Below are 11,172 nucleotides of genomic sequence, written 5' to 3'. Positions count from 1 at the left end.
TCATCCCGGTTCCCGTTCCATGGCTCCGTTCAAGGAGAGGGACCTTAACTTATGTACATTTCTAACGAAGGCCTGCTCGTCATCCTGTTCGTCGGCCTGGTCGCCGGCTGGCTTGCCGGAAAGATCGTGCGGGGCGCTGGGTTCGGCATCATCGGCGACATCGTGATCGGCATTGCCGGTGCACTGGTCGCGAGTCTTCTGTTTCCCAAACTCGGCATCCGTCTCGGCACCGGCCTGGTCTCCGAGATCGTCTATTCCGCGATCGGCGCGGTCATCCTGCTGCTGGTGGTGCGGCTGGTGCGCGGCGGCGGCCGGCTCTAGCCAGCCGCTCGGTTCGATTGGTCGGAACTTGGCGCCTGTCCTGAGCTGGGGAGGACGGCAGCCTCTGCACCAAAAAGCCGCAAAGACTGTGAAATACCGGACTTGCGTGCGGGGCCGTCGGGGGTAGATGTGGCCCATCAGGGTTCTGGATGAACTCGGCTGCGTTGGACGCAGAGCGAACATGATGTTAATCCGGGGCGAGTACTCTGAATGCGCGTGAAATCAGGGGCTGTGGCCCCCACCTGAAAGAGATCAGACTGATGGCAGCCATCCCTGGCGTCCGCCGTTCGGAGCTCGGTGATGCCTTGCGCGCTTGTCGCACGGCATTCATCGGCGTCGGCCTGATGAGCTGCATGATCAACCTGCTCTATCTGACCGGGTCGATCTTCATGCTGGAGGTCTACGACCGGGTGCTGCCGAGCCGCAGCATCCCGACGCTGGTCGGCCTCATCATCCTCGCCAGTTTCCTCTACATGGCGCAGGGCGTGCTGGACATGATCCGCAACCGCATCCTGGGGCGGATCGGTACCTCGCTCGACGAGGCCCTCAACAAGCGCGTATTCGACACCATCGTGCGCCTGCCGCTCCTGGTCGGCAGCCGCAACGAGGGCCTGCAGCCGCTGCGCGATCTCGACAATGTCCGCTCCTTCCTCGGCGGCCTGGGGCCGAGCGCGTTCTTCGATCTGCCCTGGCTGCCGCTCTATCTCGCCATCTGTTTCGCCTTCCATGTCCTGATCGGCGTCACCGCGCTGGTCGGCGCCATCATCCTGGTCGGGCTGACGCTGGTCACCGAGTTCATGTCCCGCCAGCCGGCGAAGGAGGCGATGGGCCTCGCCGCCCAGCGCAACGATCTCGCCCAGGCCAGCCGCCGCAACGCCGAAGTGATGGTGGCGATGGGCATGGCCGGCCGGATGAATCAGCGCTGGAGCGAGGCCAACGAAAAATACCTCTCCGGCAATCAGCGGGCGAGCGACGTCGCCGGCGGTCTCGGCGCGGTCGCAAAAGTGCTGCGCATGATGCTGCAATCGGCCGTGCTCGCGGTCGGTGCCTATCTCGTCATCCACCAGGAGGCGACCGCCGGCATCATCATCGCAGGTTCAATCCTCTCCGCCCGCGCGCTCGCGCCGGTCGATCTCGCCATTGCGCACTGGAAATCCTTCGTCGCTGCGCGTCAGAGCTGGCACCGCCTCACGCGCCTCTTGGAGCAGATGCCGGCGCAGGCGATGCCGACCCAGTTGCAGGCGCCGACCAGCCGCCTGTCGGTCGAAGGTGTCGCCATGGTGCCGCCGGGGGACCAGCGTCTCGTGGTGCAGGATATCACCTTCGCGCTCGCCGCCGGCAACGGCCTCGGCGTGATCGGCCCGAGCGGCTCCGGCAAGTCGTCGCTGATCCGCGCGCTGGTCGGGGTCTGGCAGCCGGTGCGCGGCAAGGTGCGGCTCGACGGGGCGGCGCTCGATCAATGGTCGTCCGACATGCTCGGCCGCCACATCGGCTATCTGCCGCAGGATGTCGAGTTGTTCGGCGGCACCATCGCGCAGAACATCAGCCGGTTCGATCCTGCGGCGACCTCTGAAGGCATCATCGCGGCTGCGAAAGAAGCCGGCGTGCACGAGATGATCATCAAGATGCGCGAGGGCTACAACACGCAAGTCGGCGAGCAGGGCGCCGCGCTGTCGGCAGGCCAGGCGCAGCGCGTGGCGCTGGCGCGCGCGCTCTACGGCAACCCCTTCCTGATCGTGCTCGACGAGCCCAACTCCAATCTTGATACCGAAGGCGATGAGGCGCTGACCCGCGCCATCCGGTCGGCGCGCGAGCGCGGCGCCATCGTCGTCGTGGTGGCGCACCGCCCGATCGGCGTCGAGGCGGTCGACCAGATCCTGGTGCTGCGCGACGGCCGCATGCAGACGTTCGGCCCGAAGGAGCAGGTGCTCGCCCAGGTGCTGCAGCCGCGCGTGACGCCGCCGGCACCGATCAAGATCGTCAGCGAAGGCGGAGTGGCCAAGTCATGAGCGCAAAGTCATGAGCACGATGGCGATCGGCGGTGCGAAGCCCGCCGCCAAGAAGACCGTGCGTGATTCCATCAAGTTTCACCTGATCCTCGGCCTCGCGATTGTGCTGGTCCTGGTCGTCGGCCTCGGCGGCTGGGCGTCGACCGTCTTGATCTCGGGCGCGCTGATCGCGCCGGGGCAGATCGTGGTCGAATCCAACGTCAAGAAGGTGCAGCACCCGACCGGCGGCGTGGTCGGCGAGGTGCGCGCCCGCGACGGCGACCTGGTCAAGGCCGGCGACATCGTGGTGCGGCTCGACGACACCGTCACCAAAGCCAACCTTGCGATCGTCACCAAGAATCTGGACGCCGCGCAGGCGCGCGCGGCGCGACTGCAGGCCGAGCAGCGCGGTGTCGACAAGATCGAATTCCCGCAAAGCCTTCTCGATCGCGCCCACGATCCCGACGTCAAGGTGCTGCTATCGGCCGAAACCAAGCTGTTCGACGTCCGCGTCAACGGCCGCACCGGACAGAAGGCCCAGCTGCGTGAGCGCATCACGCAGCTCAACGAGGAAATCGCCGGTCTCAGCGCCCAGGAGAAGGCCAAGGATCAGGAGATCGCGCTGGTGCAGAACGAGCTCACCGGCGTGCGCGAGCTCTACGACAAGCGTCTGGTGCAGATCTCGCGCCTGACCCAGCTCGAACGCGACTCGGCCCGCCTCAACGGCGAGCGCGCGCAGTACATCGCCTCGCGCGCCCAGGCCAAGGGCAAGATCACCGAGACCGAGCTCCAGATCATCCAGATCGACAAGGACGTGGTCAGCGAGGTCTCCAAGGACCTGCGCGAGACCAACGACAAGATCGGTGAGCTGATCGAGCGCAAGGTCGCTGCCGAAGATCAGCTCCGCCGCGTCGACATCCGCGCGCCGCAGGATGGCATGGTGCTGCAATCGACGGTGCACACGGTCGGCGGCGTCGTCACTGCCGGCGATACCTTGATGCTGATCGTGCCGCAGGCCGACGATCTCCAGGTCGAGGCCAAGGTCAATCCGGTCGACATCGACAAGCTCCAGATCGGCCAAAAGACGTTGCTGCGCCTCTCCGCGTTCAACCAGCGCACCACGCCCGAGCTCAACGGCGTCGTCAGCCGCGTCTCGCCCGACGTCACCACCGACCAGCGCACCGGCCAGGGTTACTACACCATCCGCGTCTCGATGCCGCCCGAGGAGGTCGCCCGGCTCGGCGACGTCAAGCTGATTCCCGGCATGCCCGTGGAAGCCTTCGTTCAGACCGGCGACCGCACCATGCTGTCCTATCTGATGAAGCCGCTGCACGACCAGCTGATGCGCGCCTTCCGGGAGAAGTGACGCGCGTAAGCACGTCATCTCCGCTCGTCATTGCGAGCGGAGCGAAGCAATCCAGTCTGCCTCCACGGAGAGATTTCTGGATTGCTTCGCTGCGCTCGCAATGACGACTTGGCTGTCAGTTTGCTATACTGCGATTGCAAACAGCAAACCCGGCGGTCGAACAATGCAGTCCCCACCCTCCATCGCCACCGAATCCTTCTCCGATGCCTCCGCGGCCGTTGCCCGCCTCGAAGAGATCTACGAGCGCAACACGAAGTTTCTGCGCGATCGTTTCGAGGCGTACGTCAATGGCGAAGCGATCACGACGCGGGTCCGGGCCCATTATCCCTTCGTCCGCCTCACCACCGCGACGCATGCGAGGTTGGATTCGCGCCTGTCCTACGGTTTCGTCCATGGCCCCGGCGTGCACGAGACCAGCGTCACGCGGCCGGATCTATTCCGCGCCTACCTCACCGAGCAGATCGGATTGCTGATCCAGAATCACGGCGTGCCGGTCGAGATCGGCGAGTCCGCCGAGCCGATCCCGATCCACTTCGCCTATCGCCGCGACATCAACATCGAGGCCGCCATCACCACCAGCGAGAACTCCGCCGTCACGCGGTCGCTGCGCGATGCGTTCGACGTGCCCGATCTCGCGACGATGGACGATTCGATCGCCGACGGCACCTTCGAGCTCCAGCTGGGCGGGCCCGAGCCACTGTCCCTGTTCCGCGCCGCCCGCGTCGATTACTCGCTGCGCCGGCTCTATCACTACACCGGCACTGATCCTGAATATTTCCAGAACTTCGTAATCTTCACCAATTACCAGTTCTATGTCGACGCTTTCGCGCAGCTCTGCCAGCAGCGGCTTCAGTCCGGCGAGGCCGGTCTCGATGCTTTCGTCGCGCCCGGCAATGTGATCACGAGCAGCGGCGGCGCCATCAGCGGGACGGCGCCCCTGCGCGCACCGCAGATGCCGGCCTTCCACCTGGTCGCGCCCGGCTATCGCGGCATCACGCTGATCAATATCGGCACCGGTCCGTCCAATGCGCGCAACGTCACCGACCACGTCGCGGTGCTGCGGCCACATGCCTGGCTGATGCTCGGCCATTGCGCGGGCCTGCGCAACACGCAGCGGCTTGGCGACTACGTGCTCGCGCACGGCTATGTGCGCGAGGACCATGTGCTCGACCGGGAGCTGCCGCTGTGGGTGCCGATCCCGGCGCTGGCAGAGATGCAGGTCGCGCTCGAGGAGGCGGTCGAGGACGTCACGGGGCTCGAAGGTTTCGAGCTCAAGCGCCTGATGCGTACCGGCACGGTGGCGAGCGTCGACAACCGCAACTGGGAGATTTCCGGGCGTGAGGTGATCCGCCGCCTGTCGCAGTCGCGCGCGGTCGCGCTCGACATGGAATCGGCCGCGATCGCCGCAAACGGCTACCGCTTCCGCGTCCCCTACGGCACGCTGCTGTGCGTCTCCGACAAGCCGCTGCACGGTGAGATCAAGCTCGCCGGCATGGCCAGCGAATTCTACCGCCGCCGTGTCGGTCAGCATCTCGAGATCGGCCTGAAGGCGCTGGAGCGGCTCAAGCAGCAGGAATCCGAGCGGCTGCATTCGCGCAAGCTCCGCAGCTTTGCCGAAGTGGCGTTCCAGTAGGAGCGAAGCTGCACTTTGCTGCTGACAATCGGAGCGATTTTCAGCATTGTCCGGTGCGGGGGCTCGACCGGGACGACTTGATGCCGCTGATGCGCGACAAGATCATCGGCCATGACCTTGAACGGCTGGCCTTTCGCTTCACCATGCTGAACGACGGCGATGTGGTGCAGTGCCAGATCAGCGATGCCGCGATGGACGAGCTCGCGGGCATGCAGGGCACCGAAAGCAGCGCGCGTCAGGCGCAATTCCTGTCGCTGCGCGAGACCATCGAGCGGATCGCGTCAGATATTTATGACGAGGCGCCGCGGGTACAGGGTTACGTGGTGCGGATTTTCATGCGGCACTTGGGGCGGTAACTGCTGCTCCATTGTCAGCTCACAGCTCCCCACTCTCGGTGTCATGCCCCGGCTTGACCGGGGCATCCAGTACGCCGCGGGCCTTCGATTCAATCACAACCGCCTCGGAGTACTGGATCGCCCGGTCAAGCCGGGCGATGACGGCAGTGTTGGTGGTGAGGTTATCCCGGCTAACTTCATCCGCACAGCCGCTCACCCCTCCAGCTTCCGCAGCAACAGCTTCAGTGCCGTCGCCGCGAACACCTGCATGTTGACAAACCGGTCATTGCTACCAGTCTCCAGCGTCATCATCTCTGACGCAGGCCCCGCAATCGCCATGCAGCTATGGCCGGCGGCATCGCCGTAGCGGTTGCCGCTGGGGCCGGCGGCGCCGGTCTCGGACAGGCCCCAGTCGCAGCCAAAGCGGCTCCGCATCTGTTCGGCGAGGAGCTTTGCGTAAGGCTGCGATGACGACCGACAACCCTTCATTCCTTCGTCCGAAATATCCATCAGCACGCGCCTGGCATCGCGGGTGTAGACCACGGCGCCGCCGAGGTAATAGGAGGAGGCGCCGGGCACCGCGAGCAGGCTGGCCGAGATCAGGCCGCCGGCTGATGATTCCGCAACCGCAACGGTCTGTTTGCGCGCGATCAATTGTGCCGCGATCTGTTCCGCGATGCCGACGAGCTCTTTCATCCCTGGTACCCCATTCCTTCGCAACCGAGCTCAGCCTTCCTAGCATATGACAGGATGCTTCGCCGAGTTGCGGGCAACGGGCAGGCCTGCTTGAATGCGGGGTGCAAAAAGAGACATGCGAGGAAACGTGAGAAGGGAGACGTGATGGCGTCCCTGATCGCCGGCGGCATCGATTGCGACGTGCATCCGGCCGTGCCGCATCTGACCAGCCTGCTGCCGTACCTGAACGACTATTGGCGCGATCAGGTGACGACGCGCGGCATGGTCGACCTCCTCTCGCAATCCTATCCGCAGAACTCGCCGATCACGGCGCGGCCGGACTGGCGGCCCGAGACCGGCAAACCCGGCGAGAGCCTGTCGGACATGCAGCGACACGTGCTCGATCCCTTCCAGCTCAAGCATGCCATCTGCAATCCGCTGTACGGCGTGCAGATGGTGTTCTCCGAGGATATGCAGGCCGCGTTCTGCCGCGCGCTGAACGACTGGCTGGCGAAGGAATGGCTCGATCGCGATTCACGACTGCGCGGCTCCATCGTGATCCCCACGCAAAGCGTCGAGAAAGCGGTCGCCGAGATCGAGCGCTGCGCACAGGACAAGCGCTTCGTGCAAGTGCTCATGCTGGTGATGGGCGATACTCCGCTGGGCAAGCGCGCACTATGGCCGATCTATGAGGCCGCCGAACGTCTGGAACTCGCGGTTGGCATCCACGCCGGTTCCGCCTATCACAATCCGCCGACCGCCGTGGGTTGGGGGTCGTATCACATTGAGGATTATGTCGGGCAGGCCCAGGCGTTCCAGACCCAGCTCACCAGCCTGATCGTCGAAGGCGTGTTCGCCAAACATCCGCGGCTGAAAATGGTGATGCTGGAGTCCGGCGTCTCCTGGATCGCGCCCTATCTCTGGCGCCTGCACAAGTTCTGGCGTGGGGTGCGGATGGAGACACCGTGGGTCGATCGCGCGCCGCTGGAGATTGTGCGCAGCAACATCCGCTTCTCGTTACAGCCATTTGATGCGCCGCCGGAACCTGAGACATTAATTCGCCTGTTTGAGCATATGCAGTCCGACGAATTGGTCCTATTCTCCACGGACTATCCGCACTGGCAGTTCGACGGCCAGGACGCGCTGCCCGAAGGTCTGTCCCCCGATCTCGTGCGCAAGATCATGATCGACAATCCCCATGCAACGTATCCCCGCCTGACGTGAGCCCGCTGCCAAAGGAGGCAAGGCGATGAATATCCAGTTCCGCGAGAACCAAGAAGCCGCTTCCCCACTGACCGTCAAAACCGCAATCGCGGACTGCGACATCCATCCGGCACGCGCCACTCGCACCGAGCTTTATCCCTACCTCGCCAAACGCTGGCAGCATCACCTCGAAGTCTACGGCGTCCACGCCTATCAGGGCATGATGGAAGGCCCGCCCTATCCGAAGGCCCAGCCCAACGCCTCGCGCCGCGATGCCTATCCGCCGGAAGGCGGCCCGCAAGGCTCCTCGCTCTCCTTCATGCAGAAGCAGCTGCTCGATCCCAACAACGTGCAGTTAGGGGTGCTCAATCCGCTCAACACCGGGCAGGGCATCCGCAATCACGAACTCTCGGCCGCGCTGTGCTCGGCGATCAACGACTGGCAGATCGACAAATGGACCAGCAAGGACAAGCGGCTGAAGGCGTCCATCGTCGTCGGCAATGAGGATGGGCTGTCGGCCGCCGCCGAGATCCGCGAGCGCGCCGGCGACAAGAATTTCGTGCAGGTGCTGCTGCTCAGCCGCAATGTCGAGCCGCTCGGCCAGCGTCGCTACTGGCCGATCTACCAGGCCGCGGAAGAGGCGGGCCTTCCCGTCGGCGTTCACGCCTTCGGTTTCGGCGGTAACCCGATCACGCCCTCGGGCTGGCCGTCCTACTACATCGAGGAGATGGTCGGCCACTCGCAATGTCAGCAATCGGCGCTGGCGAGTCTCGTGCTCGAAGGCGTGTTCGAGTGCTTCCCGAAACTGAAGATGGTGATGATCGAGGCCGGCTTCGGCTGGGCGCCGTCGCTGGCGTGGCGGCTGGACAAGGCCTGGCAGCGGCTACGCAGCGAGGTCCCGCATGTCAAACGGCCGCCGTCGGAATACATCCGCGAGCAGGTGTGGTGGACGACGCAGCCGATGGAGGATCCGGAGCGGCGCGAGGACCTGTTCGACATCATCAAGTGGATTGGCTGGGATCGGCTCTTGTTCGCCACCGATTATCCGCATTGGGACTACGACGAGCCTTCCCGTGTCTTGGCTGCGGGCGTCAGCGAGGCCAATCGCGAGGCGTTCTACCTCGGCAATGCGAAGAAACTCTACGGAATAAACTGATGGCGCGTCACGTCATTGCGCCAGTGGATGAGCTTCCGCCGGGCACGCGAAAATTCCTGGAGATCGACGGACGGCCGATCGCGGTCTTCAACATCAAGGGCGAATATTTCGGCCTGATGAACCGCTGCCCGCATCAGGGTGCGGCATTGTGCGAGGGCCCGCTGATCGGCCTCGCGCAATCGACGGATCCCGGCGAGATCGAATATACGAAACTCGGCGAGATCATCCGCTGCCCTTGGCACGGCTGGGAGTTCGACATCCGCACCGGTCAATCCTATTGCGACCCCCGCCGCTTTCGCGTGAAAGCCTATCCGGCCCATGTCGAGCCGGGCGCGAGCATGGTGAAGGGACCGTATGTGGCCGAGACGATCCCGGTCAGGATCGAGAGCGACTACGTGGTGGTGGAGCTGTAGTCTCGCCGCACGTCAGGTGCGCTCCCTCGCCGCTCTTAGGGGAAATCGCGCCCTTCAGGCTCTATTCTGCGCTGCCGCGAGCACCCACTGCCGGAACGCGGCAAGCTTCGACGCCTCGCGGCCCCCCTCCGGCGCGACCAAGTAGAACCCGGCATCGGCCGGCAGCGCGATCTTGAAGGGGACCACCAGCCGACCCTTGGCGATGTCGTCCTGGACGTAGGAGGTCCGCCCCATCGCCACGCCGATGCCGTCGATCGCGGCCTGGATGGTCATGAAGATCATGTCGAAGGTGATGCCAGGCTGCCTGGCGATGTCAGCCGGCAGGCCCGCCGCGGTCAGCCACAACCGCCAATCGTCGCTGTTGGCGTTGGATGTGTGCAGCAGTGGATGGTTGCGCAGATCCTCGGGCCGGCGCAGCGGCTTGTCACCGCGCAGCAGTGACGGGCTGCACACCGGAAACAGCTCGTCCGCCATCAGCCAGTCGGCGCGCACGCCCGGCCACTGGCCGCGGCCATAGCGGATCGCGGCATCGACATTGTCGCGTTGGAAATCGACGAGGCTGGTCGAGGTGGTGATGCGCACGTCGATGCCGGGATGCTGCTCCTGGAAATCGGTCAGCCGCGGCAGCAGCCATTTTGCCGCGAGCGAGGCCAACGTCGACACCGTCAGCACCTTGTCGTCCTCCTTCCGCAGCAGGCGGTCGGTCGCGAGGCGGAGGTCGTTGAAGGCGGCACGGACGCCCGGGAGGTAGTCGCGCGCCTCCGGCGTCAGCGCCAGCGCCCGGTTCTGCCGGATGAACAGGCGGATGCCGAGCTCCTCCTCCAGCCTGCGGATCTGATGGCTGATCGCGGTCTGGGTCACGTTCAGCTCGCTGGCGGCCAGCGTGAAGCTGAGATGGCGCGCGGCGGCCTCGAACGCCCGCAATCCGTTCAGGGACGGCAATCTGGCAGTCATTTGGCAGCAGGATACATGACGTTAATTCATGCGAAAAGGTACAAATTGTCGTTTGTCGCAACGCAGCAGGAAGCAGATATTAGCGGTCAACTTAGCTCCAGGAGCTGAAAATGTCTACGTTGACCGACAATTCGATGACAAATCATCATGCACCCGGCCTGATCCAGCAGATCGGTGAGACTCTCCACGTCTGGCATGAGCGCTATCGCACCCGCCGGGAGCTCACCAACTGGACCGCGCGAGATCTCCAGGATGTCGGGCTGTCCTGGTCCGACATTGCCTACGAGGCTGACAAACCCTTCTGGCGGGCCTGATAGGCCGCCAGGCCGGCGCCGCCTCATCACAGGGGCGCCGGCGGTCCCTTTTCCGCATGGCATGTGTCATGAGCACCCTCCGCCTCGAAGACCTCAGGCAATATTCAGATACGCTGCGCACCCGGCACGGCGAGGCGCTCAATGTCCGCTTCGTCGAGCCACGCGACACCGACGAGCTGCAGCACTATTTCCGCTCGCTCTCGACCCGCTCCCGCTACAACCGCTTCTTCGGCGCGATCAGCGAATTGCCGAAGGGCCTGCTGCACGATTTCCTCGAGGTCGGCGAGCGCGATCGTTTCACCATCGTGGCGACCATGATGGTCGACGGCTTCGAGACCATCGTGGCCGAAGCACGCTATGCCTTCCATGCCGAGACCGCCACGCTCGAGTTCGGCCTCTCGGTCGATGACCGCTGGCACGGCCATGGCATCGCCACCGCGCTGATGAAGAACCTGGAATGCCGCGCCGCTGCGCTCGGCGCCGAGCATATGTTCGGCGACACGCTGCGCTCCAACGAGGCCATGGCGTCGGTCGCGCGCAAATCCGGCTTCGCCTTCGTCAATCATCCCGACGACTGGAAGCTGGTGCGCTTCGACAAGGAGATCAGCGTCGCGCCCAAAGACATCCCCTGCGCGAGCTGGCGTCTCGCCGCCCTTTCCCGTCAGGCCGACAGCCCCTCAGCCTCGGCCTGACACCACTCGATGCCCGGCCTGGCCAAGCCAGAGCCGGGCATTTTTTTGGCTCATGCGAGATCCGTCATCCTGAGGTACTCGTTCTGCGTTCTTTAGCAGAACGAGCCTCGAAGGATGAACGG

General features: G+C 64.5%; 13 protein-coding genes. 10 read left to right on the top strand and 3 right to left on the bottom strand.

Annotated features, from left to right (window positions below):
* Nucleotides 1–51: 51 nt before the first annotated feature.
* The 5 genes from YU9_RS0123535 to YU9_RS0123515 all read left to right on the top strand — a co-directional run bounded on the left by YU9_RS0123535 (nucleotide 52) and on the right by YU9_RS0123515 (nucleotide 5,664).
* Entirely contained in the window at nucleotides 52–321 is a 270-nt protein-coding gene (locus YU9_RS0123535) for a GlsB/YeaQ/YmgE family stress response membrane protein (protein WP_027574999.1), read from the top strand.
* Nucleotides 322–581: 260 nt separating this feature from the next.
* Complete coding sequence (locus tag YU9_RS0123530; protein ID WP_027574998.1) at nucleotides 582–2,330, top strand: type I secretion system permease/ATPase; 1,749 nt, start codon at nucleotides 582–584, stop codon at nucleotides 2,328–2,330.
* Between the two features lie 10 nt (nucleotides 2,331–2,340).
* Entirely contained in the window at nucleotides 2,341–3,675 is a 1,335-nt protein-coding gene (locus tag YU9_RS0123525) for an HlyD family type I secretion periplasmic adaptor subunit (protein WP_027574997.1), read from the top strand.
* 163 nt (nucleotides 3,676–3,838) lie between these two features.
* On the top strand, nucleotides 3,839–5,308 hold the full coding sequence (locus YU9_RS0123520) for an AMP nucleosidase (RefSeq protein WP_027574996.1): 1,470 nt from the start codon (nucleotides 3,839–3,841) through the stop codon (nucleotides 5,306–5,308).
* A gap of 80 nt (nucleotides 5,309–5,388) precedes the next feature.
* Entirely contained in the window at nucleotides 5,389–5,664 is a 276-nt protein-coding gene (locus YU9_RS0123515) for a DUF1488 family protein (protein ID WP_027574995.1), read from the top strand.
* Between the two features lie 19 nt (nucleotides 5,665–5,683).
* On the opposite strand, the gene YU9_RS48045 is transcribed toward YU9_RS0123515, so the two are convergent.
* Both YU9_RS48045 and YU9_RS0123505 read right to left on the bottom strand, forming a co-directional pair.
* Nucleotides 5,684–5,860, bottom strand: coding sequence for a hypothetical protein (locus tag YU9_RS48045; protein WP_156952065.1), 177 nt, complete (start codon nucleotides 5,858–5,860; stop codon nucleotides 5,684–5,686).
* Entirely contained in the window at nucleotides 5,857–6,339 is a 483-nt protein-coding gene (locus tag YU9_RS0123505) for a CinA family protein (protein WP_027574994.1), read from the bottom strand. Before YU9_RS0123505 ends, YU9_RS48045 begins: the two co-directional genes overlap by 4 nt.
* 144 nt (nucleotides 6,340–6,483) lie before the next feature.
* On the opposite strand from YU9_RS0123505, the gene YU9_RS0123500 reads away from it, so the two are divergent.
* Genes YU9_RS0123500 through YU9_RS0123490 form a run of 3 tightly spaced genes read left to right on the top strand, consistent with a single transcriptional unit; the run spans nucleotide 6,484 to nucleotide 9,090 of the window.
* Nucleotides 6,484–7,542: an amidohydrolase family protein gene (locus YU9_RS0123500; protein WP_027574993.1), complete on the top strand. Its 1,059-nt coding sequence runs from the start codon at nucleotides 6,484–6,486 to the stop codon at nucleotides 7,540–7,542.
* A gap of 25 nt (nucleotides 7,543–7,567) precedes the next feature.
* Entirely contained in the window at nucleotides 7,568–8,677 is a 1,110-nt protein-coding gene (locus YU9_RS0123495) for an amidohydrolase family protein (RefSeq protein ID WP_027574992.1), read from the top strand.
* On the top strand, nucleotides 8,677–9,090 hold the full coding sequence (locus tag YU9_RS0123490; RefSeq protein WP_027574991.1) for a Rieske (2Fe-2S) protein: 414 nt from the start codon (nucleotides 8,677–8,679) through the stop codon (nucleotides 9,088–9,090). Before YU9_RS0123495 ends, YU9_RS0123490 begins: the two co-directional genes overlap by 1 nt.
* Nucleotides 9,091–9,144: 54 nt before the next feature.
* On the opposite strand, the gene YU9_RS0123485 is transcribed toward YU9_RS0123490, so the two are convergent.
* Nucleotides 9,145–10,044, bottom strand: coding sequence for a transcriptional regulator GcvA (locus tag YU9_RS0123485; RefSeq protein ID WP_027574990.1), 900 nt, complete (start codon nucleotides 10,042–10,044; stop codon nucleotides 9,145–9,147).
* Between the two features lie 110 nt (nucleotides 10,045–10,154).
* Here YU9_RS0123485 and YU9_RS0123480 point away from each other — a divergent pair, with 110 nt between their 5' ends.
* Nucleotides 10,155–10,358 carry a DUF1127 domain-containing protein gene (locus YU9_RS0123480; RefSeq protein ID WP_027574989.1) on the top strand — a complete coding sequence of 68 codons (204 nt, stop codon included), beginning with the start codon at nucleotides 10,155–10,157 and terminating at the stop codon, nucleotides 10,356–10,358.
* Between the two features lie 68 nt (nucleotides 10,359–10,426).
* Nucleotides 10,427–11,050 (top strand): GNAT family N-acetyltransferase, encoded by a 624-nt coding sequence (locus YU9_RS0123475; protein WP_027574988.1) that lies wholly within the window; start codon nucleotides 10,427–10,429, stop codon nucleotides 11,048–11,050.
* Nucleotides 11,051–11,172 lie beyond the last annotated feature (122 nt).

Source organism: Bradyrhizobium sp. WSM1743, from assembly GCF_000473065.1.
Taxonomy (GTDB): Bacteria; Pseudomonadota; Alphaproteobacteria; order Rhizobiales; family Xanthobacteraceae; genus Bradyrhizobium.
The sequence above is the reverse complement of the archived record's forward strand: the minus strand, read 5'-3'. Positions and strand labels throughout refer to the sequence as shown.